Source organism: Paenibacillus ihumii, from assembly GCF_001403875.1.
In the GTDB taxonomy this organism is placed as follows: domain Bacteria; phylum Bacillota; class Bacilli; order Paenibacillales; family Paenibacillaceae; genus Fontibacillus; species Fontibacillus ihumii.
On record NZ_LN884298.1, the window covers coordinates 644876 to 666906 of the forward strand.

General features: G+C 47.9%; 24 protein-coding genes and 1 tRNA gene. 2 read left to right on the plus strand and 23 right to left on the minus strand.

Features of this window, described 5'->3' with window-relative positions:
* Positions 1–2 precede the first annotated feature (2 nt).
* From BN2762_RS07685 to rpsF, 7 genes are all read right to left on the minus strand, one after another.
* Positions 3–911, minus strand: a complete 909-nt coding sequence (locus BN2762_RS07685) for an ABC transporter permease (protein WP_055106420.1) — start codon at positions 909–911, stop codon at positions 3–5.
* A 26-nt stretch (positions 912–937) separates the two neighbouring features.
* Positions 938–1900, minus strand: a complete 963-nt coding sequence (opp4B, locus tag BN2762_RS07690; protein ID WP_055106421.1) for an oligopeptide ABC transporter permease — start codon at positions 1898–1900, stop codon at positions 938–940.
* Between the two features lie 5 nt (positions 1901–1905).
* Positions 1906–2841, minus strand: a complete 936-nt coding sequence (locus BN2762_RS07695; protein ID WP_055106422.1) for an ABC transporter ATP-binding protein — start codon at positions 2839–2841, stop codon at positions 1906–1908.
* A gap of 14 nt (positions 2842–2855) precedes the next feature.
* On the minus strand, positions 2856–3860 hold the full coding sequence (locus BN2762_RS07700) for an ABC transporter ATP-binding protein (RefSeq protein ID WP_055106423.1): 1005 nt from the start codon (positions 3858–3860) through the stop codon (positions 2856–2858).
* 336 nt (positions 3861–4196) lie between these two features.
* Entirely contained in the window at positions 4197–4466 is a 270-nt protein-coding gene (gene rpsR / locus BN2762_RS07705; protein ID WP_009223360.1) for a 30S ribosomal protein S18, read from the minus strand.
* 20 nt (positions 4467–4486) lie between these two features.
* The gene (ssb, locus tag BN2762_RS07710) at positions 4487–4966 is read right to left on the minus strand and encodes a single-stranded DNA-binding protein (protein WP_055106424.1); all 480 of its coding nucleotides are present in this window, start codon (positions 4964–4966) and stop codon (positions 4487–4489) included.
* An 80-nt stretch (positions 4967–5046) separates the two neighbouring features.
* Positions 5047–5331: a 30S ribosomal protein S6 gene (gene rpsF / locus BN2762_RS07715; RefSeq protein ID WP_019639411.1), complete on the minus strand. Its 285-nt coding sequence runs from the start codon at positions 5329–5331 to the stop codon at positions 5047–5049.
* A gap of 199 nt (positions 5332–5530) precedes the next feature.
* Between rpsF and BN2762_RS07720 the strand changes: the two genes are divergently transcribed.
* Complete coding sequence (locus BN2762_RS07720) at positions 5531–5728, plus strand: YjzC family protein (protein ID WP_055106425.1); 198 nt, start codon at positions 5531–5533, stop codon at positions 5726–5728.
* Positions 5729–6452: 724 nt separating this feature from the next.
* On the opposite strand, the gene BN2762_RS07725 is transcribed toward BN2762_RS07720, so the two are convergent.
* The 4 genes from BN2762_RS07725 to BN2762_RS07740 all read right to left on the minus strand — a co-directional run bounded on the left by BN2762_RS07725 (position 6453) and on the right by BN2762_RS07740 (position 8160).
* A tRNA-Ser gene (locus BN2762_RS07725) sits at positions 6453–6543 on the minus strand.
* Positions 6544–6655: 112 nt separating this feature from the next.
* Entirely contained in the window at positions 6656–6889 is a 234-nt protein-coding gene (locus BN2762_RS07730; protein WP_055106426.1) for a DUF951 domain-containing protein, read from the minus strand.
* Positions 6890–7022: 133 nt separating this feature from the next.
* Positions 7023–7916, minus strand: a complete 894-nt coding sequence (locus BN2762_RS07735; RefSeq protein WP_055106427.1) for a mechanosensitive ion channel family protein — start codon at positions 7914–7916, stop codon at positions 7023–7025.
* Positions 7917–7926: 10 nt separating this feature from the next.
* Positions 7927–8160, minus strand: coding sequence for a putative Se/S carrier protein (locus tag BN2762_RS07740; RefSeq protein ID WP_055106428.1), 234 nt, complete (start codon positions 8158–8160; stop codon positions 7927–7929).
* Between the two features lie 160 nt (positions 8161–8320).
* Here BN2762_RS07740 and yyaC point away from each other — a divergent pair, with 160 nt between their 5' ends.
* The gene (gene yyaC / locus BN2762_RS07745) at positions 8321–8929 is read left to right on the plus strand and encodes a spore protease YyaC (protein ID WP_055106429.1); all 609 of its coding nucleotides are present in this window, start codon (positions 8321–8323) and stop codon (positions 8927–8929) included.
* Here the strand turns inward: yyaC and BN2762_RS07750 are convergent.
* The 12 genes from BN2762_RS07750 to rpmH all read right to left on the minus strand — a co-directional run bounded on the left by BN2762_RS07750 (position 8901) and on the right by rpmH (position 21770).
* Positions 8901–9401: a DUF4446 family protein gene (locus BN2762_RS07750; RefSeq protein WP_055106430.1), complete on the minus strand. Its 501-nt coding sequence runs from the start codon at positions 9399–9401 to the stop codon at positions 8901–8903. The genes yyaC and BN2762_RS07750 overlap by 29 nt on opposite strands.
* Positions 9402–9424: 23 nt before the next feature.
* A complete protein-coding gene (locus BN2762_RS07755; RefSeq protein WP_055106431.1) occupies positions 9425–10582 on the minus strand; it encodes an aminotransferase class V-fold PLP-dependent enzyme in 1158 nt (385 codons plus the stop codon).
* A 334-nt stretch (positions 10583–10916) separates the two neighbouring features.
* A complete protein-coding gene (locus BN2762_RS07760; RefSeq protein WP_055106432.1) occupies positions 10917–11756 on the minus strand; it encodes a ParB/RepB/Spo0J family partition protein in 840 nt (279 codons plus the stop codon).
* On the minus strand, positions 11749–12510 hold the full coding sequence (locus BN2762_RS07765) for a ParA family protein (protein ID WP_055106433.1): 762 nt from the start codon (positions 12508–12510) through the stop codon (positions 11749–11751). Before BN2762_RS07765 ends, BN2762_RS07760 begins: the two co-directional genes overlap by 8 nt.
* Positions 12511–12748: 238 nt before the next feature.
* The gene (gene noc / locus BN2762_RS07770) at positions 12749–13567 is read right to left on the minus strand and encodes a nucleoid occlusion protein (RefSeq protein WP_055106434.1); all 819 of its coding nucleotides are present in this window, start codon (positions 13565–13567) and stop codon (positions 12749–12751) included.
* A gap of 507 nt (positions 13568–14074) precedes the next feature.
* Positions 14075–14797: a 16S rRNA (guanine(527)-N(7))-methyltransferase RsmG gene (gene rsmG, locus BN2762_RS07775; RefSeq protein WP_055106435.1), complete on the minus strand. Its 723-nt coding sequence runs from the start codon at positions 14795–14797 to the stop codon at positions 14075–14077.
* 4 nt (positions 14798–14801) lie between these two features.
* A complete protein-coding gene (mnmG, locus tag BN2762_RS07780) occupies positions 14802–16688 on the minus strand; it encodes a tRNA uridine-5-carboxymethylaminomethyl(34) synthesis enzyme MnmG (RefSeq protein ID WP_055106436.1) in 1887 nt (628 codons plus the stop codon).
* A gap of 124 nt (positions 16689–16812) precedes the next feature.
* On the minus strand, positions 16813–18192 hold the full coding sequence (mnmE, locus tag BN2762_RS07785; protein WP_055106437.1) for a tRNA uridine-5-carboxymethylaminomethyl(34) synthesis GTPase MnmE: 1380 nt from the start codon (positions 18190–18192) through the stop codon (positions 16813–16815).
* A gap of 744 nt (positions 18193–18936) precedes the next feature.
* Entirely contained in the window at positions 18937–19650 is a 714-nt protein-coding gene (gene jag / locus BN2762_RS07790; protein WP_055106438.1) for an RNA-binding cell elongation regulator Jag/EloR, read from the minus strand.
* Positions 19647–20522, minus strand: coding sequence for a YidC/Oxa1 family membrane protein insertase (locus tag BN2762_RS07795; protein WP_055106439.1), 876 nt, complete (start codon positions 20520–20522; stop codon positions 19647–19649). Before BN2762_RS07795 ends, jag begins: the two co-directional genes overlap by 4 nt.
* A 76-nt stretch (positions 20523–20598) precedes the next feature.
* Positions 20599–20949, minus strand: coding sequence for a ribonuclease P protein component (gene rnpA, locus BN2762_RS07800; protein WP_055106490.1), 351 nt, complete (start codon positions 20947–20949; stop codon positions 20599–20601).
* 686 nt (positions 20950–21635) lie between these two features.
* Entirely contained in the window at positions 21636–21770 is a 135-nt protein-coding gene (gene rpmH / locus BN2762_RS07805; protein ID WP_040735642.1) for a 50S ribosomal protein L34, read from the minus strand.
* Between the last annotated feature and the right edge of the window lie 261 nt (positions 21771–22031).

Consider the following 22031-nt stretch of genomic DNA (forward strand, 5'->3'; position numbering starts at 1 on the left):
TTTCATCCTCTTCTTTGTCTAGCATCCGTCGCACGCTTTAGCGCTTGACCGACATTATTTATGCTAAGCATCAATACAAGAATGAGTAGTGATGCCGGCAACCAAATCCACCATCTGAACTCCAGGGTCTGCGGATTCCGGGCGTAGCTGACCAGAGTTCCTAGACTGGGGGTACTTTCGGGAAACCCGAATCCCAGGAAGGACAAGCCCGATTCCAGCCCGATATTGGCCGCTAAATTCAGCGTCATCGTCACGATAATAATGGAGCTTAAATTAGGCAGGACCTGGGTAAACATAATCTTCAGATGGGATGAGCCGAGCGTCCGCGAAGCCTTCACGTATTCTAGCTCCCTCTCCTGCAGCGTCTTTGACCGGATCAGGCGGGCAATTCCCATCCATAGAAAGGCTGTCATAATTAGCGAGAACGAAACAACACTGTATTTTGGCACAGCAGCCACGAAGGCGATGACGATCATTAGCGTTGGCAGGATCATGAAAAAATCGACAACCCGCATCGCTACGTTATCTACCGTTCCGCCGAAGTACCCGGAGATCAGCCCGGCCAGAATGCCGATCACTCCGGTCAGAACCGTTACGATAATTCCGATCGACAGCGAGTTTCTAGTACCAATAATCAGCTGTCCGAACACATCCCGCCCGCCATAATCCGTACCAAGCCAGAACTTCGAGGAGGGGGGCTGGTACAGTGCAAATAAATCAACCGTTACAATCTGCTTTTGGTCCAGGATCAGAGATACGCCATAGACCGCCGCAACGACGATACCCAAGAAAATCAGAGACGCAAGCGCCAGCTTATCCCGTTTGATCTCCCGCCATAAAATCTGCCAGCTGGAGGGGCTGGCTGACGGCTCATAGACTTCGTCCTCTACTAGCCTGCTTGCTTTATCCATTTCATCACCCCCGTACGATCGATGCATTATTTAATGCGAATGCGAGGATCCACAATGCCCAGAATAATGTCCGAAATTAATGATCCCAAGATAGAAGCAATGCCGTAAAGCAGAACCAGGGCAGTCACGACGCTGAAATCGCGAATCAAAATGGAGTTCAAAAACAGCTGCCCCATTCCCGGATAACTGAAAATATACTCTATAAAAACAGTCCCGCCGATGAGTCCCGTGATTTCAAAGCCAAAGAACGCGGCGATCGGCAGAAGCGAGTTCCGCAGAATGTGATGCGTATAAACGCGGGATTCCGACGCTCCCTTCGCCCTTGCCAGCAGAACGAAATCCTTCTGCTTGATATCGATAATCTCGCTGCGCAAATATTGCACGGTAGACACGGTAGTAATCAGAGCCATTGACAAGGCAGGCAGCAGCAAGTGGTATATTTTACTGACCATATAATCGAAGGTACCGGGCGCTAGCCCAGGAGCCACGCTTCCTCCCGTAGGGAACATTTGAAAATGAAACCCGAAAATCCACAGCATCAGCAAGGCAAAAATAAATAAGGGCGCAGCAAAGCCTAAATACGTATATCCGGTAATTATCCGGTCTCCCCAGGTATCGTGATAACGACCGCTAATGATTCCCAGCGGAATCGCGATAAGATATGTGAGCACTAACGTCACCAAAGACAGCCATATCGTATTGTTAATTCGCTGTCCAATTAAATCCATGACCGGCATCTTGAAGCGGAAGGATTGGCCGAAATCGCCCTGAACCGCCTTGGTGATCCAATCCCAATACTGAATATGCCAGGGATTATTCAACCCCAGCTTCTCCCGCTGCTCCTGGAGCATCGACGGATCGACGCTCGGATCCAGCATTCCGGTCAAGGCATCTCCTGGCAATGATTTCGCCAGAATAAAAACAAGAACACTCAGCAGAATAATTTGCGGAATCATGATCAACAGCCTGCGCAGAATCGTTTTCCACATCGGCTTCACCCCCTTTCGGGCAAGGCCGCAAAGTGGGTCGTAGAGAGCGGCTTTAAATCACAGGCTAATCCCTCATCGTCAAAGTACCGGGAATAAGCCTCCTCATATTCCAAACGAACCGATTCGCGCTGCCGGTGACGTATCTCCCGCTGCTTCGGATCCAAATCCGGAATGGCCGCCAATAGACGCTTCGTATAAATATGCTGGGGGTTCTCAAAAATATCCCTCGTTGTGCCCTGCTCCACATGCCGCCCTTTATACATAATGCCGATATAATCGCACATGTGGCGGATAATGCCGAGATCATGGCTGATAAATAGGTAGGTAAGATTCAGCTCCTTCTGAATATCCTGCATGAAGTTCAACACCTGCGCCTGAACGGATACATCCAGCGAGGATACCGGCTCATCGGCGATAATCAGCCTGGGCTTCAAAGCAATTGCCCGGGCAATGCCGATGCGCTGGCGCTGGCCTCCGGAAAATTCATGCGGATATTTATGTATCGTCTCTGCGCTTAGACCAACCTGAGCCAGTAGCTCCTGTACGCGGCGCTTCTCCTCTGCGGCTGATAAACGCTCGAAATTACGCAGCGGCTCTGCTACAATATCCAACACCCGCTTCTTCGGATTCAATGAAGAGTACGGGTCCTGGAAGATCATCTGAATATCCCTTCGGAACCTTGAACGGCTCCGGCGCATCCCATCCCCGATATCTTCTCCCTGGAACAGGATCCTCCCCGAAGTGACCGGATTCAAGCCGATGATCGCCCGCCCTGTCGTCGTCTTCCCTGAGCCGGATTCCCCCACCAGGCCGTAGGTCTGCCCTGCCTCTATATTCAGGCTGACGCCATCAACTGCCTTTACCCGATCAATGACCCTTCGGAAAACCCCGCCATAGACCGGAAAATGCACCTTTAACTCCCTAACCTCAAGAAGCGCCATACATGATCCTCCCCTCAGTAATCGAGAAAATGAAAATCCTTATAGCATGTGCAGCGGACATAATGGCCCGGTTCGACCTCGTGCAGCTGCGGATCAGCTTCGTGCTTGGACTCATCGATCCAGGGTATCCGGGAGCGAAACCGGCAGCCTTGTCGAGGCAGATGCTTAAGAGACGGTACAACGCCGTGAATGACGTGCAGCTTGGCACCCTCATCATTAACGGTAGGCAAGGAGCTCATTAGCGAACGGGTATAAGGATGCTTCGCATTCTTCATCAAAGTATAAATTGAAGCGATTTCAACAATCTGCCCAGCGTACATTACGGCTACGCGGTCCGCCATTTCTGCCACAACGCCCAAGTCATGCGTAATCAGAATGATTCCTGCAGCCATATCCTCCTTGAGTCGCCGAATGAGCTCAAGTATTTGCAGCTGAATGGTAACGTCAAGTGCTGTCGTTGGCTCATCAGCGATTAACAGTTTGGGCTGGTTCGCTATGGCGATGGCAATGACCACCCGTTGCCGCATGCCGCCGGATAATTCATGAGGATACTGCCCGTAGGCATGCTCTGGACGAGGAATCCCCACCTTCTGCAATAATTCAATGGCTTGTTCCTTCCTATGCTTCCTGGACTTCTTGGGTGATGCTGTCTGCTTGGATTCGTGAAGAAGCAGCACTTCTTCGATTTGTTCACCAATTATCATGAGAGGATTGAGTGCGGATAAAGGATCCTGAAAGATCATACTGATTTCGTTGCCGCGAAGACGGTCTAATTCAGCTGGAGACATTGCTGCGAGGTTCTGGCCTTGGTAATAAATTTCTCCCTCCATGCGGGCACGAGTATGCAGCCCCATAATGGAGAAGGCCAATGCGCTTTTACCCGAACCCGACTCACCGACGATAGCCAATATTTCATTTCTCTTTACTGTTAAGCTTAGGTTATCTACGGCGGCATACCATTGATCCGATATGCGAAAGGAGGTCGACAGATTCTTGATGCTCAAGAGATCATCATTCATATTCATCACCCTGTCACAAGGTTTTGTAAATGCTAGAGCGATCTAAATTAAATTAAACATCCCCACTTACTTGGTTTTATAATGTTGCCTTCAATGGACTATTTATTATAAAAATAACCACTGATAGAAATATATTCTTGATATTTAATATATAGTATTACCAGTTATATTCCAAGTGTTTTTTTGAAATTAAGGATTTACCTGGAAACAACCTAAATCCTTATTAGATGACAAAATAAAAAATCCCCCTTGTTCAATAAGGGGGACGGCATCTGCTAGAGATGCTCTTGCCCTCTTATCTACTTAAAGAGGATTTCATATGGATCGTCTATGCGATTACTCCGTAGTGTACGGAAGCAATGCGATTTGACGGGAGCGTTTGATCGCAATCGTCAAGAGACGTTGATACTTCGCGCTTGTACCTGTCACACGACGAGGCAGAATTTTACCGCGCTCGCTGATGAATTTCTTAAGCAGCTCAGTATCTTTATAGTCAATGTGAGTAATTTTGTTCACAGTGAAATAACATACTTTTCGACGTTTGTTGCGGCCGCCGCGGCGTGCCGGTCTTTTGTCGTCTCCGCCTTCTCTTTGCTTGAAGCTCATGCTTTTCAGTCCTTCCTATATTAGAATGGCAAATCGTCATCCGATATATCGATCGGTTTCCCATCGTCAGAGAATGGATCTTGGCTGCGTGAGAAATTGCTGCTGCGGTTGCTATTGCCGCCCGCGCTGCCTCCACCGAATGGATTCTCCTCGCGCTGTCCGCCACCACTGCCACCTTCACGATTAGATTCCAAGAAACGGACATTATCAGCAATGACTTCGGTTACGTATACACGTTTGCCTTCGTTATTCTCGTAATTCCGTACCTGAATGCGTCCTTCAACAGCTGTGAGGCGGCCCTTACGCAAGTAATTCGCGCACGTCTCAGCCAGTTGTCTCCAAGTTACGACCGGAATAAAATCCGCTTCGCGTTCTCCGCCCTGCGATGTGAACGGTCTGTCCACGGCAATCGTGAACTGAGTAACCGCTACGCCAGACGGCGTATACCGCAGCTCGGGATCTCTGGTTAGACGTCCGATCAGAATGACACGGTTCAACAATCCAATCCCCTCCTCCGGGCTAATGCTTACAAAGTACAATCCGTGTTCAAGCAAGTCCGGAGACTTCTTGAACGCCTATATTAGGCTACGTCTTTTGTAATGAGATAACGGATAACCTCGTCGGAAATCTTCAGAATCCGCTCGAGCTCAGCAACGACATCAGGAGTCGCTGTGAAATTCACGAGGACATAAATACCGTCACGGATTTTGTTGATCTCATACGCAAGCCGGCGTTTGCCCATCACTTCGTGCTTTGTAATTTCACCGCCGTTTTGGATGATGCCTTGGAATTTGTCAACTACGGCTTGAACAGCTTCTTGTTCAAGTTCAGGACGAATAATGTACATCACTTCATATTTGCGCATATATGTCACCTCCTCTTGGACTATGGCCCCCACCTTCTTCCCCATGGGAGCAAGGAGCGAGCTTCAACTCGCACCAAAATATTATATCAAACCCGCGTACTCCCTGCAAGTATGAAACCTAAAGGAACTCCATACAATAAACGTGCTTCATGCCTTTTATCGCAGCTTCCCCATTTTAATCCGAAAGGAGGCCTTACCCATGGGTGAACAAACCGAATTCGAGCCTGGGGACAAAGCGCCGAATCCCGGCATCTACACGGAAGTAGGCGAGGCGCGCAGCTTCCATACACAAATCAACAACCCCAAGCGAGTCAAACTGGAACGCCGCGACACATTCCCTGAGACAACCAACAAGAATCGCAAGTGGAAAAAAGCCGAAAAAGCCCGCGTCCACTAATCGAATCGTACCAGCCCCTAGTCACGGAAATATTAATTACAAATCCGGTGCATAAAACGCAAGTCTCTGCGCATAATACACTCAGACGGCGATGCAAAGAGAGGTGTGGTTCCGTTGGATCATCCACGAGCAACACAGCTGCCTGGAGTCTTATTCACTACCCGTTAGAAGCAAACGATCGCGAATTGAGAAAGACCCCTCTTTGTCACTTCGTTAAAGCCTAGGCGAAGATCAGATGTTTCTTAGTCGTGAGAGAAGAATTCCAATCCGCATCCCGTCGCAAAAGAAGAACCCTCATGGGTTCTTCTTTGTTGTTTATGGCTTGGCGGGTAAGATTCCTACAGGGAATTTTTCACAACAGTTAGCAGCGGCTCGTATCTCCCATTCACGTCATTTAGTACTAAAAATAATTATCCCTTATAGTAGCCATTTCAAGCTATCGGCATAACCAAAAAACCTATCCACGTTAAAAACGCAGATAGGTTTAAACATTCAAGTATGTATGAAAGGTAATCGAAGGATCTCGAAGCCTATACTCCGACGTCCCCACTCTTGTGGGTTCTCATCCCAACTAATTATAGTGACTAGACTATGATGGCGGAAAGGGTGGGATACCCTCCATTGCATTCCGGGACTGCGATGATTATGCTATCGAAGCTTATGCTCCGACGACCCCACACCTGTAGGTTCTCATCCCGACCTGATTATAGCCTCTAAGCTATAATGGCGGAAAGGGTGGGATTCGAACCCACGCACGCTTTGACACGCCTAGCTGATTTCGAGTCAGCCCCCTTGGACCTCTTGGGTACCTTTCCACAGCACAATTGAGTATATCACAAAACGCCTAACCGATCAAGGGAACAAACGTTCCCAATATCGGTATAATATTAACTACCAAATCTAACGGTCCGGCGCCCTTTAACAGAATTATGACTGGTTCTGCGTATCCGAGTTTTCTTCACCGGCTGCTGCAGCCGGGCGGATCACCTTGCGCATGTTTTTCTCAAACTTTGCTCTTGGAACGAGTACACTGTGCTTGCAGCCTACGCATTTGATCCGGATATCCATTCCCATTCGAATGATCTCCATTTCATTACTGCCGCAAGGATGATTCTTCTTCATCAACACAACATCGCCCAGCCCAAACGATTTACGCTCCATGTCTATTCCTCTCCTACATCTTCCATAATTATTCCTAATTTAAGACCACGATCCCGTGCAGTCGTTTGAAGCTTCACTCTATGCAATTCTTATGCAGCTCTTAAGCAACTTTGAAGCAACTAATAATCCCTCTTTATTCCCCTTCTGGCAAAGCCAGCGTCTCAGCTTCCTCCAACGCCTGCTTCACATAGGTTTGAATTTGCCGCTCCATCTCTTCTCTCGCGGCCGGCATGCATTCCATCACAATACGGACTACAAATTCGCTGGCGCTCAGCGACTGGACTCCAAGCACATGCGGCATTTCCGGAGTATTTGGGTGATCCTCCTTCATTTTTAGCATTGCTTTTTTCAACAAGCTGATACTCTCGTCAAGCTTCTTATCATTGCTAAAAGGGAAATCGACAATGACCATCGCATTGTTCAACGAATAGTTCGTAACATTGGTAATCATACCGTTCGGGATGATATGAACTTCTCCCGTCCAGCTGACGAGCCGCGTTGAACGGAGCCCGATCATCTCTACCGTACCTTTAAGGCTGCCAGTTTGAATGACATCGCCTACGGCAAATTGATCCTCCAGTATAATAAAGAATCCCGTAATCACGTCCTTGACCAGGCTCTGAGCGCCAAAGCCGATAGCCAGTCCTAGTACTCCCGCCCCGGCAAGCAGCGGCGCAAGCTGGAAGCCGAATTCGCCCAGCACGAGCATAACCATAATAAAGTTGCTTGTAATCCAGGTAATATTCTTAAGCAGCTCGCCAACGGTTACGAACCTGCGTGGATTAACCTTTAGGCGGCTGTTCTGTCTTTTCTCAAGGGAGCGGTCAATCACCCGATATATAATTCTGATAAAAATTCTTGTAAGTACAAAAATGAGAATAATCCGCAAGGCTGAAAATAAGACCATTTCCCACATATCGATATTGGTCGCCCAAGCCCACAGCTTATCCTTCCAGGTTATTGCCGCTTCAAAAACTTCTTCAGGAGAATCTATAGAATGATCCGTCTCAGCAGTAAAAAAATTCATCTTCTCCCTCCTATAACTCGATGTTATCATAACCTGATTCAGATTGGGAATAGATTCCCCGGATCTCAACGTTCTCCTGCTCTACAATCTGCTTGACATCTGGCAGGGATTCCTCTGGAAAACGAATCGATAGAGCACAGCCTGCCGTGATTTCTTTAGGCGTCGGAAAAAGGTCGATTTCTATGTCCGCATATTCCAGCAGCATCTCGGCCCTTAATGCTTGCTGCGTTGAATCAAACGCCATCACTAACCATCTGTCCACACCTTTAGCCCCCTATTATAAGCGATACTTTGGTCGGAGTATAGAAATGCTCTTTTTTCCATATACTATCTATTATTCCTTATAGCAGATGTTCCGGTTCGCGGGCCGCTATAACGATATTCCAAGCGGAAAGGAAGATTCTATGTCTCAGCTAAACCCTTCTATCACAGGACAAGAAATTCCCTATTTAAAAATACCACATACCGAGCCGGGCATACATTCCGCCATTATTCATCGACTGCTGCTTCACCTTGCCCAGATCGAGCCTGGTCAGGAAATCGTTGTCGTGTGCATCGGCACCGACCGCTCCACCGGCGATTGCCTGGGTCCTCTTGTGGGCACCGCCTTGGCTAAGTACAACTGCCCGCACTTCCATTTATATGGCACGCTGGATGAGCCGGTTCACGCCATGAATCTAAAAGATACCCTCCAACAAATTAATACCACATTTGTGGATCCGTATATCATCGGCATTGATGCCTGTCTGGGTCAAACGACCAGCGTAGGCTCGATTCAGGTCGTCCAAGGACCCCTGCGCCCCGGAGCAGGCGTAAATAAAGAATTGCCGCCGGTTGGCGATATCCATCTGACTGGCATCGTCAACGTCGGCGGCTTCATGGAATATTTTGTATTGCAGAACACGCGGCTTAGTCTGGTCATGCGTCTATCCGAAATCATTGCTAGCAGCCTCTATTCTGCCATCATGGAATGGAACAAAGGGTTTATTCCCCTTGCGCGGCGAGAGCAATAACCTCGACTTCTTCCGAGGATAGCGCATGCGGGGACTCCCCCTTCGTCAACGGCTTGGCATAGACATAAGAGCCATCCCGATTATAAATGCCCGTAATGACGACCCCATCCTTCTCATCATTAAGGAATGCTATGGAGAAGCTTAAATCATTCCCACGCTCGGCAAAAGCGTTATAACGCTTGATGCCGATCTTTGCTTTTTGCTTCGGAACGATTTTTTGCAAATGCTCTAGAATTTTTTGCTGCTGTTCCTGCGCATCCTCCAGCTTGCCCTGCTGCAGCTTCAAATCAATGAGCAAGCCCTCCAGATCCTCCACGCCCGTCCCCTGCATCATCATTTCATATTTCCGGCGGACCTTCCGGAGCTTAGCACCTTGAAGCAAATTCCAAATGAGCAGCCAAACCACCACGATCACTAATCCGATTACGACCCAAATCAACTGCTCCAGAATGAGCTCATTCCATTCTTGCATGCTTCCTCTCCCCTATGTTCATGTCATTGAGCCGAAATTTTCCGCATGGCTAATACGAATGTCTCGACCTCTTCCTCTGTCGTATCCAGCCCTACGCTGGCTCTAACTGCTCCGCCGGCCGATGTTCCTGCAGTCATATGCCCTAATGGCGTACAATGATAACCGGCGCGAACAGCAATCCCATATTCTCTATCTAAAAGAAATGCAATTTCTGCGGCATCCCTGCCCTCCAGATTAAAGGACACGAGCCCTGTTCGCGGTTCTCCAAACCTCGGCCCGATTAAGGATATGCCTGGCATTCCCGCTAATTCCTTCATCATGTTCTGGATAAGCATCCTTTGGCGTTCATAAACTTGTTCCACCCCATATTCAAGCACGGCATGCACACCTGCTGCCAATCCGGCAATGCCAACTATGTTTGCCGTTCCCGCTTCATAGCGGTCTGGCCGGACAGTGGGCTGCTCCAGTACCTCGGACTGACTCCCCGTCCCTCCATGCAGCAAAGGCTCCAGCTCTACCTGGGGAGAAATGTACAGCCCTCCTGTACCTTGAGGGCCGAGCAGGCCTTTGTGCCCCGGAAAAGCCAATAAATCTATACCCATCTCGGCGACATCAATCGGATATGTCCCTGCGGTTTGTGCAGCATCCACCAAAAATACAGCCCCGTGCTCATGAGCTAGGCGCCCTATTTCCTTCAGCGGCATGATGCTTCCCAGCAAATTCGAGCTGTGCGAGCATACCAACAGCGTCGTCTCTGGACGGAAAGAGTTCCTCAAAACATCCAGATCAATCTGTCCATATTCATTCACTGCCACATAATCGACTTCTATCCCGATTGTTCTCTTTAAATATTCCAACGGTCTTCTTACCGAATTATGCTCCACCATCGTTGCAATAACGTGGTTTCCGGGCTTCAGCCAGCCTTTAATCGCTAAATTCAACGCTGAGGTCGTGTTTGAGGTAAACACAATATCGTTCGGGTTAGAAACATGAAACAGCGTCGCAAGTGCCTGCCTAGCCTTAAACATAATCCGTCCTGCTTGAAGCGCCATATTGTGATTTCCCCGACCGGCACTTGCAGCTTGGCCATTCAATACTGCCAGCATGGCTTCCCCAACTGTTGGGGGCTTGGGCCAAGACGTAGCTGCATGATCCAAATAGATGACCCTTTGCCTTTTCAGTGAACTCCCCTCCTCAGACGGCTGCTGCTAACTCCACACCTCTATAGTTCGTCCTTCTTCAATCCGTTTTTTTGTAATCCTTATATATGCAATCTGCATTATATATGCAACCTGCAATCTGGTATATCTGCTAATCTTCATTTATGCAAACTAATTTTATATAGATGAAATATATTTTCTATTCTATATCTTTAGTTCGCTACCAATTTTAATCCTTGTTCATTCCATCTCATAATCTATTCACCCTATGATCAAAGAATGACATATTCCTCCGCTGCAGAGATTAAAGCATCCCTCAGGCAAGACGAATATGCCATTCGCAATGAACCCTGAATCAAGAGAGTAAATCAAGCAATCTTTGCAGATCTTGTTGACTATAATAATTGATTTCGATTTTACCTTTATCCTTGCTTGCTTTGATCTTCACGGTTGTTTTGAATTTCTCCCGCAGGCTTCCTTCAACCTCTTCGATATATGGATCACGCTTTAGGGACACTGGCTTAGGCTTATCCTTCTTCTTACGGTCTAATTGCTGTACAGCATCCTCAAGCTCTCTTACACTCCACTCATTATCGATACACTGCTTGGCTAGATCCTTAATCATCGTCGCATCCTTTAATCCAACCAATGCCCGAGCATGTCCCATGGACAATGTTCCACGTGAAACATAATCCTTCACTTCCTCGGGAAGCGATAGCAATCTAAGGAAGTTTGCAATATGAGAGCGGGACTTGCCTACCTTTAATGATAGCTCTTCTTGTGTTAGCTGGAATTGATCCATCAAGCCTTGATAAGCTACCGCTATTTCCATGGCATTTAAGTTTTCACGCTGCAAGTTCTCGATTAAAGCTATCTCCATGACCTGCTGATCGGAGAAAGACCGTACAACAGCTGGAATGGTATCATTTCCGCAATATTGAGAAGCACGGAATCTCCGTTCCCCGGCAATGATTTCATAGCCTTTCAACACACTTCGAACAATGATCGGTTGGATAACGCCATGCTGGCGAATCGATTCCGCCAATTCACGAATTGCATCCTCGTCAAAAGTCTTGCGTGGCTGATACGGGTTGGCACGGAGCTGATTCAGTGGAATATCTACTACCTTATCATCCTCTTGAATGGAGAGCGATGGTATCAGCGCATCCAAACCTTTCCCCAATCGTTTACTCATAAGAGACCACTTCCTTTGCCAACTCTAAATATACTTCCGCTCCCTTAGACCGGGGATCGTACGTTATAATCGATTGACCATGCGATGGTGCTTCACTTAAGCGAACATTACGCGGAATAACTGTTTTATAGACCTTTTGTTGAAAATACTTCTTAACCTCTTCGATAACTTGAATCCCTAGGTTGGTACGGGCATCAAACATCGTAAGCAAAACGCCCTCAATTTGCAGCGACGTATTCAAGTGCTTCTGAACTAGACGTACCGTATTCAGAAGTTGACTCAACCCTTCAAGCGCATAATACTCGCATTGAATTGGAATCAATACCGAATCAGCCGCCGTAAGCGAATTGATCGTTAAAATACCAAGCGACGGCGGGCAGTCGATGAGTACATAATCGTACATATGCTTGACTTGTTGAATCGACTTCTTAAGCCGGACTTCACGTGAGATCGTAGGCACAAGCTCAATTTCCGCTCCTGCCAGCTGAATCGTAGCGGGAATGATATCCAGCCCATCCACCTGCGTAGAAACAATAGCTTCCTTCGGATTCACTTCATTAATAAGCACATCATAAATACAATTGGCTACATCGGCTTTGTTGATTCCGACTCCGCTTGTCGTATTTCCCTGCGGGTCAATATCAATGAGCAGCACTTTTTTACCGATCGCAGCAAGTCCTGCCCCGAGGTTAACGGAGGTTGTCGTTTTACCGACTCCTCCCTTTTGGTTAGCAATGGCAATGATTTTAGACAATCTTTTCACCTCAGTATCCGTTAAAAATCTTCTTGTAGTGTATTTCTAGGTAGTATCAACTAAGCTGATTCTACAAAAAGACAACAAAGTCATCAGTGCGTCCGCACTTTGCATAAATGATCATTCCCGCTAGCTGCGCGTTCGGTTAGATGGAAATGACCCCGGATGACTCAAGCCATTTTGCCGAAAAAGAAGCTGACCTCTTAACCTCGCGGTCATGGTCAGCGAGCATCACACATTATCTTTTAGGAATTTGAATCACGATTTCATAATGATCTTCATGGTCCTTCTCAGAAGTCTTAATCTGCATCCCCGAGCCGGTTACCATATCAATCGACTGACGAATCGTATTAAGAGCCAGCCGAACATCCTTCGAAAAGGAAATTCGTTTTGGAGATTTCTTATTCTTAGCGACCTCTTTATAAAAGGCCACTCGCGCTTCCGTCTGTTTGACATTCAACTCTTTGCTGATAATTTCATCCAATACCTTTAATTGAAGTTCTTCCGTATCAAGAGATAACAAAGCTCTTGCATGACGTTCTGTAACTTTACGCTCCATGAGCGCTGTCTTGACTTGTTCAGGCAGTTGAAGCAGCCTAATTTTGTTGGCTATCGTCGATTGACTTTTTCCCAGCCGCTGAGCTAAGCTCTCTTGGGTTAATTGATGCAGGTCGATCAAGTTCTGATAAGCTAGAGCTTCCTCAATAGAAGTAAGCCCCTCTCGCTGCAAATTCTCGATCAAAGCGATCGAAGCCGCTTGAGAATCATTGAAATCCCGTAAAATAGCTGGGATCGTCTCATAGCCAAGCTTCACTACCGCACGCCAACGTCTTTCCCCTGCGATAAGCTCATACTTATCATTTCGGAAACGAACTACGATAGGCTGTATAACGCCATGCGTCTTAATTGTTTGGCACAGCTCATCGATTTTTTCGTCATCAAAAATAGTTCTGGGTTGGTATGGACTGCTTACAATTTCACCAACCGGAATTTGTTTCACTTCATCTCCGCTGCTTCGTTCGGTAAAACCAAACAATTTCGAAAATTGTTCTTTCATTCCGTAAATTACCACCTAATTTCATAGTGTCATAAGGCAAAGCCTTATGGGCTGCATTTCCTTGCTTATTTTAGAAGAAAAACATTGGTTACTGTATTCTATAAGGAAAGTCCACTGCTAACGATTGTTTTTCTCAAGACAAGGGGAACGCTGCACAGTAATGGTGAAATAGCCCCCATCGAGAAAACCGATCACCTATGTATAGCTTCCAAGGTGAATCATCTCATAACTGGTAGTATTTCATGTGAGTTTCTACGAGCAGTATTCTTGCATGAATTTAAAGCAAGCACATTTAGAATACTGCAAATAAAGCAGAAATCAACTAACATCGGGTAATTGATGATCGATATATCTATTCTACCACTTTTTTCTCTATAATCCTATTCTCTTATTTAGCATTTTTTCTAGATGGGCTTACATGAGTAAGAGATCCCTCAGCATAATTGTTTCACGTGGAACATTATGCTAAAAGGATCTGAAACTACTCAAATAATTCGAATCATTATACTAAACAATTGGTGATTTTAAAGGCGTTCCTGCCTTTCGAGGGTAGGCCTTCGGAGTAGCTCCGGCTTTCTCGACCAGAATAATATGGCGGGCGGAATCATCCAACGGCAAGGTGAGGTGATGATTGCCAGTAAGTCTGCCGTGAAGCACCTTTAAGCTGCGTGCTGCTTCCTCCACTTCTTCTCGCGGATCGCTTCCCTTCATTGCGGCAAAAACGCCGCCGACCTTAACGAAAGGAAGGCAAAATTCATTGAGCACAGCCATCCGGGCAACAGCACGGGCCGTGACTAAGTCAAATTGATCACGGTACTGTGTCTTACGAGCAATATCCTCTGCCCTTCCGTGTATGAGTTCTACGCCATCCAACGATAATTGATCCACGATATTTTGCAAGAATAGAATTCGCTTGTTCAGCGAGTCTACAATCGTCAGCTTCAAATGAGGGAAACAAATTTTCAGGGGAATGCCAGGAAATCCTGCTCCAGACCCGATGTCAGCCAAAGTATGAATATCCTTCATATTCACAAAAAATGAGAGGGTAAGCGAATCATAAAAATGCTTCACATAAACCTGCTCACGTTCGGTAATCCCCGTCAGGTTCATTTTTTCGTTCCAAGCCACTAATTCCTTGAAATAAATTTCGAACTGGGTTAACTGCTCCGCGCTGATCTCTATTTCATGGTCGCGGAGCAGTGATAGAAAATGAGATTGTACTTGATCCAATCACTTATCCTCCTGCGGCGGTAACCCGATTATAATGTTCCAAATAGACGAGCAAAATGGAGATATCAGCCGGCGATACTCCGGAAATTCGCGATGCTTGGCCGATAGAAAGCGGGCGAATCTTAGCCAGCTTTTGACGTGCTTCGATGGCCAAGCCTTGAATATCTTCGTATTTGATATTCTCAGGCAATCGTTTTTTTTCCATTTTTTTCAATTTTTCAACATGAAGAAGCTGCTTCTCGATATATCCGGCATACTTCACTTGAATTTCGACCTGCTCCCTCATCTCCTCATCCAATTCAACCTCAGCTGGAGAGAACTGATGAATATGTGCGTAGGTCACCTCTGGTCGGCGCAAAATCGCCAGCAAATGACTGCCATCCTGAATCGGTGCTGACCCGATCGATTCCAATAGAGGGTTGATATCCGCCGGACGAACCTTCGTCGTGCGCAGACGCTCTACCTCCTGCTCCACCTTCTCCTTCTTGTCCAGGAATGCCGCATAACGCTCCGGTGAGATCAGGCCGATCTCATAGCCGATTTGTGTCAGCCTCAAATCCGCGTTATCGTGGCGAAGCAGCAAACGGTATTCTGCACGCGAGGTCAGCAGACGGTACGGCTCATTCGTGCCTTTGGTTACCAAATCGTCGATCAGCACCCCGATGTATCCTTGAGAGCGATCCAGCACGATGCCCTCCTTGCCCTGCACCTTGCGGGCGGCGTTAATTCCCGCCATAACCCCTTGGGCTGCGGCTTCTTCATAGCCTGATGTACCATTGATTTGTCCCGCCGTAAACAAGCCGGGAAGCTGCTTCGTCTCCATCGTCGGCCACAGCTGCGTCGGAACGATGACATCGTATTCGATCGCGTACCCGTTGCGCATGATTTTGGCATTTTGCAGGCCAGGAACCGAGCGCACGATTTGCTCCTGCACCTCTTCAGGCATACTCGTCGATAGTCCTTGAACATAGTATTCTGCGGTATTCTTGCCTTCCGGCTCCAGGAATACCTGATGCTGCGGCTTATCGGCGAATCGAACAATTTTGTCCTCGATGGATGGACAATACCGGGCCCCTGTTCCTTCAATGATGCCGGAGAACATCGGCGCGCGATGCAAATTCGCATTAATGATTTCATGCGTCTCCGGTGAAGTGTAAGTCAGCCAGCACGGCAGCTGCTCATTATCCGAGCTTTTCGTCTCATACGAGAAAAATTTAAGATTCTCATCCCCAGGCTGGATCTCCGTCTGAGAGAAATCAATCGTATCCCGGTGAACGCGCGGCGGCGTTCCCGTCTTGAAGCGAACGAGCTCGAAGCCAAGCTTCTTCAAGCTATGGGACAGCGTTACAGCAGGCTGCTGGTTGTTCGGCCCGCTCTCGTAGGCCAGCTCGCCCATGATGATTTTACCGCGCAAATAAGTCCCTGTTGTCAAGACAACTGCTTTGCTGCGGTACCTTGCTCCCGATTGGGTAATGACACCCACGCACTTGCCGTCCTCCACGATCAAATCCTCGACCATGCCCTGACGCAGAGTCAAATTGTCCTGCTTCTCCAGCGTCTCCTTCATCGTATGCTGGTACAGCACCTTGTCCGCTTGTGCGCGCAGCGCGTGAACCGCCGGGCCTTTCCCCGTATTCAGCATACGCATTTGGATGAAAGTTTTATCGATATTGCGGCCCATTTCACCGCCGATGGCATCCACTTCCCTGACTACATGACCTTTGGCCGGCCCTCCGATAGAAGGATTGCACGGCATGAATGCCACCATATCCAGGTTAATTGTGACCAGCAATGTTTTACAGCCCATGCGTGCCGCAGCCAGGGCAGATTCACTGCCGGCATGTCCAGCACCAACGACGATGACATCGTATTCTGCTGCTTCAAATCCCATCCTAAAACCCCCTTTGAATTCCGTGATTATATAGTAGAGTAACGACAATTAATTAAAAATTAAATGACTCAAAACGTTCTTTTTCATCATACCATGAATGAACGCTGTCCATACGTACGCGATCTTATTTTCCCAGACAAAATTGGGAGAAAATTTGATCGATCAGCGCATCCGGCGCAGCATCTCCGATGACCTCGCCCAGCTGCTCCCATGCCAGCCGAACATCGATTTGCAGAATATCAATCGGGATGCCTGCATCTGCAGCTTCGTAAGCATCTGCGAGCGATTGCTTCGCCTTGTTCAACAGTGCGATATGGCGCACATTGCTGACATAGGTCAAATCCCCGGATTCCAACTGACCGCCAAAAAACAGCTTCGAGATCGCATCCTCTAGATGATCTAGCCCTTCTTCCGTCTTCACAGACAGCTCCACGATCGCTTCCTCCGGGAAATAACGGCTTATAACCTCTCTATTCAACTGCGCAGGCAGATCGATTTTGTTAATCAGTACGATCGTCTGCCGGCCTCTCAGCTGCTCCATCAGATGGATCTCGTCCTCATGCAGCAGCTCGGCGTTGTTCAACACAAGCAGGATCAGATCCGCTTCATGCACCGCAGCACGAGACCTTTCCACCCCAATTTGCTCAACAACGTCAATCGTTTCACGAATGCCCGCCGTATCCAGCAGCTTCAGCGGAATATTGTTAATCGTCACGTACTCCTCAATCACATCGCGAGTGGTGCCTGGAATGTCAGTGACGATCGCCTTATTCTCTCTGGCTAAGGCATTCATCAGCGAGGATTTACCGACATTAGGCCGCCCCACAATCGCCGTCGTTATGCCTTCCCGCAAAATTTTACCCTGGTTGGCCGTCTTCAGCAGCTGGTTGATGCCCTCCGTCACTTCCGTGCATTTTGTCTTGATGAACTGTGTCGTCATCGATTCCACATCATGCTCCGGATAGTCGATATTGACCTCGATATGCGCCAGCGTCTCCACCAACGTATGTCGCAGCGCCGTGATTTTACGAGACAGCTCGCCTTCCACCTGCTTCAAAGCTAGGGAGAACGCCCGATCCGACTTCGAACGAATCAAGTCGATGACCGCCTCCGCCTGCGACAAATCGATCCGTCCATTCAAGAACGCCCGCTTCGTAAATTCCCCTGGCTCTGCCAGGCGAATATTAGGCTGCAGCAGAAGCAGATCCATTACCCGTTTCACGGAAATGATCCCGCCATGCGTGCTGATCTCCACGACGTCTTCCGTCGTGAACGAACGGGGTGCGCGGAACACGGAGACCAGCACCTCTTCCAGCTTCTCCTGCGTCTTCGGATGAATGATGAAGCCATAATGTACCGTATGGCTCTCTGCCTCCGTCAGCGGCTTCTTGGAACGAAACAATGCTCCCACTTCAGCAATCGCCTCCGGACCGCTGACCCGGATTACCGCAATTCCACTCTCACCTACTGCCGTCGATATGGCAGCGATTGTATCGCTCAACATGTTTTAACTCACCTCATAATTTATAGAATAAAATTTGCTTGTCGTAACATAGAACAGTGGACGAGCTAAAAACGTGGTGAAAACATAAACCGCTCGGCATTCCGTTTGATCCTCCGATCGCTGTTGTCACCAGATTATTATGATTTGATAAATTCGTAAGAGGTTATAATCCGCTGACAAAGGCGACCGCTACCGCTTCTCCGAATTCAAACGGCCTGCTCTGCTGCTCTTCACCTACTGATATTTGTCCCGCACAATCTCGCCACATCTCTGAGCAAAACCACATTCAACCACTATAATTCCCGTACCAACCTAAGCGCATCCCGAAGGGACAGTTCCTCCTTGCACGCACCAACTCATTCACCACCAACCCCACTCCCTCGCCCCGCAGGAGCGCCGTAGTAAAGCGTGCCCGATAGGGCGTAAGCGACTCCCTCCCACTTACCCAACTCGGGTGCGCCGACAGCAGAAGTGCCTGCAGCGTGTTTTCAGGTTGCCCAGGAGCTCCAAAAGTAAGACGTACCCGAAGGGGGTAAAGCGTGCCACGCACCGTAAGTAGAGCGCATCCCCGAAGGGGACAGCGGGCAGGAGCGCCTCTGCACCTCTAACGTTACTCCAGTTTGCGGGAGTCCCGAGGGCTGCAAGCCCTGGGAGCCCTCCCTTACGGTAAGGGAGGGTTTGGGAGGGTTGAGACAAAAACAAGACGCAATGACATTTGCCGAAACAACGTCATTGCGTCCCCATTCATTTGCTCTGCTTCAGGGCGATCACCACACGCCGGTTAGGCTCCTCACCTTTGCTGTAGGTCTTAACCTCCGGGTGATCCTGAAGTTTGGAATGAATCACTTTGCGCTCTTGCGGCGACATCGGTTCAAGCGCTAGCTCTTTGCGGGTGCGAACCACCCGGCCAGCAAGCCTGACGGCCAAATCCTCGAGCGTCTTTCTCCGGCGTTCCCGGAAATTCTCCGCATCAAGCACGATACGAACGAAGCTATCGGAATAACGGTTAGCGATAATATTCGCCAAATATTGCAGAGCATCGAGGGTTTGTCCTCTCCGCCCGATCAAAAGCCCCAAATCATTGCCGGAAATATTCAAGACGGTATTATCCTTCTTATGCTCGATTTCCACATTTACCTGAAGACCCATGTTCTCGCCGACGTCGCGAACAAATGACGCCGCCTCCTCGTAAGGATTCCGTTCGTCCCTAACTTCATCCTCTAGAGCAGCTGCAGGAACAGTATGGCTCGAACGACTTCCTTGAAGCGGTTCTGAAGGGGTCTCTTTCAGCAAGGTCAGTTCCACCTTGGCATCCTTGACACCGATCAGCCCCAGGAATCCTTTTGACGGCTGCTCCAACACATTCACGGCGACTTTATCCTCGGTAGTGCCGAGCTTGGCCAATCCTTGTTTTACAGCTTCTTCAACGGTTTTTCCCGACGTCACAATTTTATTCATTTCGACTTTTTGGCCTCCTTGGCTCCTTTACCGGGATGACCGGCTTTTAAATTGGAACCGCCCTTTTTCGACTTCGTACCGCCCCCGTCATTACTAGCTGCAGCAACAACAGGCTCTTTCTTGCGATAAATGAAATAGTTTTGCGCAATCGTATATAGGTTACTGTACACCCAGTATAGAGGGAGTGCTGCAGGGAAGTTGTAAGCCATGATGAATATCAACACAGGGTAGACCAGCATCATGAACTGCATAGGTCCTTGCATGCCTGCCGGGTTCATGCTCGACATCATTTTCGTTTGAATGTATGTCGTTAATGCCGCAATAACCGGAAGAATGAACAGCTTGTCCGGTTCTCCGAGCTGCAGCCACAAAAATGAATGTGTAGAAATCGCCGAGTTATTGTAGATCGAATTATATAGCGCGATGAACACCGGCATTTGAATCAATAACGGAAAACAGCCGGCCATCGGATTAACGCCATGCTCCTGAAACAGCTTCATCGTCTCTTGCTGCTGCATTTCCGGATTATCTTTATACTTTTCCTTAATCTTCGTTAATTCTGGCTGAATGGCTTGCATCGCTTTCGAGCTCTTGACCTGCTTGAGCGTCAGCGGCAAAATCAGCGTACGCACAATAATGGTAAGAAGGAGAATCGCCAATCCATACTCCCCGCCGAACCAGTCCGCAAACGTATCCAAAGCAAGCGAGAAGTAATAAACGACGTTCGCTGTCCACCAGGAACCGCTATTACGCATATTTTCAGTCGTCGTGGCATTATTCGTAACTTGTCCGCAACCGGCAAGCACGACAACCAGACCGATCGCTAAAATGAGGAGAAGCCACTTGCTTCTGTTGTTCTTAAAACGCGACACTTCAAAACCCCTCTCTTAAACCTATCCATTCATCGTAAATCATAACATATTTAAAAAGACAAATAAACAAGCATCCTTACGGTCTGGAAGGCTTGAGCAGCGAGGCTTTGCGCAGAGCATGAAGCACGCTTTTCTCCAATTCTTGATATTCCATCCCGACAGCGCCTTTCCGCACGATGAAAATAATATCAACATGATCCCTGATCTTCGATTCATGCAGCCTGACAATCTCTTTAATCAACCGGCGCATCCGGTTGCGGACGACCGCGTTTCCGATCTTCTTGCTGGCCGAGACGCCAAGCCGAAATCGTTCCACCTCCGGTTTGTTCGACCAATAGACGACAAGCTGGCGGTTCGCAAAAGACTTCCCAAACCGGTACACTCGGCTGAAATCAGCCCGGTTCCTTAATCGCAGCTTCTTATGCACGATAATCTCCTTGCTTTGAACCCCACGCCGCTTTAGGACAATGCAGGGCTTCGCTTTCTTTGTATTATAAACCAACGCCAAAAACGGTAAACCTCATATTAAAATAGGTGTCCCGTTAACATAATTTCATATTCCTGCTTACATGCTTCTATTTAACATACTCCTGCATACGTAACATATTGCTACACACGTGAAAATCATAACGTTCATCGCCATGCCAAGACAAATGGTGCTCTGCTCAGTCCATGAACTTGCCGCTGAGCTCCCAGCACCTTGTACACCAATTGTTCTTGCAAGGCCAAATTCCTTCAGGCATGCCATTATCATTGCAGCAAAAACAAAAATAACCCGCAGCTAGTGCGCTTCAAAATCACTTCCGGCAAATATCATGCGGTACCATAACCTAGGGACGGAAACGAAAAAGCGGAACCTTCACTGCAGGGGGCATTAACCAGCAACATATTTCACTACCTTACTTCTCATCAATTCAGCGCATACGGAATCATCAGGGAGATCGCCCACCCCGGTCATTTATAAAAAATCGTCTGTCGACGCATCTTTTTCAAGGAAGACGTCCGTGATTGGCGGTAGTTTTTCCTACAATTATAGAATCGTTCAGCTTCCGCTGAAATCGCAAATTCTATAATCTTAAAAAAAGACCACCGTAGTGGTCTTCACGCAGTCATTTATGCACTAAGTACTTTTCTGCCTTTTTGACGACGAGCAGCCAGAACTTTACGGCCATTTTTCGTGCTCATTCTCTTACGGAAACCGTGAACCTTTTTACGTTTGCTCACATTCGGTTTGAAAGTCGGTTTCATCTATTGCACCCCCCTCACAGGACTAAACTTCTATATTCACCATTTTCATTATCCACAGAAAATGCCTTTTTTCATTTAACCATAAAACCCCGATTAAAGTCAACCGGGCCCGGCATTTCTTTTTATCATCATTTTTAGTAGGACGCCCAAATTTAAACTATGCACAATCCCCAGGCTTAAAAATTACCGGATACGCCTTGTCCACAGGTTCATATTTATCATATCTCCGCATAATAGTTATGCACATGTGGAAAACTATTT

What these genes read in the sequence shown, in the direction of transcription:
- BN2762_RS07685 (WP_055106420.1), bottom strand. Translation starts at nt 911, where the DNA reads ATGGATAAAGCAAGCAGGCTAGTAGAGGACGAAGTCTATGAGCCGTCA.
- opp4B (WP_055106421.1), bottom strand. Translation starts at nt 1,900, where the DNA reads ATGTGGAAAACGATTCTGCGCAGGCTGTTGATCATGATTCCGCAAATT.
- BN2762_RS07695 (WP_055106422.1), bottom strand. Translation starts at nt 2,841, where the DNA reads ATGGCGCTTCTTGAGGTTAGGGAGTTAAAGGTGCATTTTCCGGTCTAT.
- BN2762_RS07700 (WP_055106423.1), bottom strand. Translation starts at nt 3,860, where the DNA reads ATGAATGATGATCTCTTGAGCATCAAGAATCTGTCGACCTCCTTTCGC.
- rpsR (WP_009223360.1), bottom strand. Translation starts at nt 4,466, where the DNA reads ATGAGCTTCAAGCAAAGAGAAGGCGGAGACGACAAAAGACCGGCACGC.
- rpsF (WP_019639411.1), bottom strand. Translation starts at nt 5,331, where the DNA reads ATGCGCAAATATGAAGTGATGTACATTATTCGTCCTGAACTTGAACAA.
- BN2762_RS07720 (WP_055106425.1), top strand. Translation starts at nt 5,531, where the DNA reads ATGGGTGAACAAACCGAATTCGAGCCTGGGGACAAAGCGCCGAATCCC.
- BN2762_RS07730 (WP_055106426.1), bottom strand. Translation starts at nt 6,889, where the DNA reads ATGGAGCGTAAATCGTTTGGGCTGGGCGATGTTGTGTTGATGAAGAAG.
- BN2762_RS07735 (WP_055106427.1), bottom strand. Translation starts at nt 7,916, where the DNA reads ATGAATTTTTTTACTGCTGAGACGGATCATTCTATAGATTCTCCTGAA.
- BN2762_RS07740 (WP_055106428.1), bottom strand. Translation starts at nt 8,160, where the DNA reads ATGGCGTTTGATTCAACGCAGCAAGCATTAAGGGCCGAGATGCTGCTG.
- yyaC (WP_055106429.1), top strand. Translation starts at nt 8,321, where the DNA reads ATGTCTCAGCTAAACCCTTCTATCACAGGACAAGAAATTCCCTATTTA.
- BN2762_RS07750 (WP_055106430.1), bottom strand. Translation starts at nt 9,401, where the DNA reads ATGCAAGAATGGAATGAGCTCATTCTGGAGCAGTTGATTTGGGTCGTA.
- BN2762_RS07760 (WP_055106432.1), bottom strand. Translation starts at nt 11,756, where the DNA reads ATGAGTAAACGATTGGGGAAAGGTTTGGATGCGCTGATACCATCGCTC.
- noc (WP_055106434.1), bottom strand. Translation starts at nt 13,567, where the DNA reads ATGAAAGAACAATTTTCGAAATTGTTTGGTTTTACCGAACGAAGCAGC.
- mnmG (WP_055106436.1), bottom strand. Translation starts at nt 16,688, where the DNA reads ATGGGATTTGAAGCAGCAGAATACGATGTCATCGTCGTTGGTGCTGGA.
- mnmE (WP_055106437.1), bottom strand. Translation starts at nt 18,192, where the DNA reads ATGTTGAGCGATACAATCGCTGCCATATCGACGGCAGTAGGTGAGAGT.
- jag (WP_055106438.1), bottom strand. Translation starts at nt 19,650, where the DNA reads ATGAATAAAATTGTGACGTCGGGAAAAACCGTTGAAGAAGCTGTAAAA.
- rpmH (WP_040735642.1), bottom strand. Translation starts at nt 21,770, where the DNA reads ATGAAACCGACTTTCAAACCGAATGTGAGCAAACGTAAAAAGGTTCAC.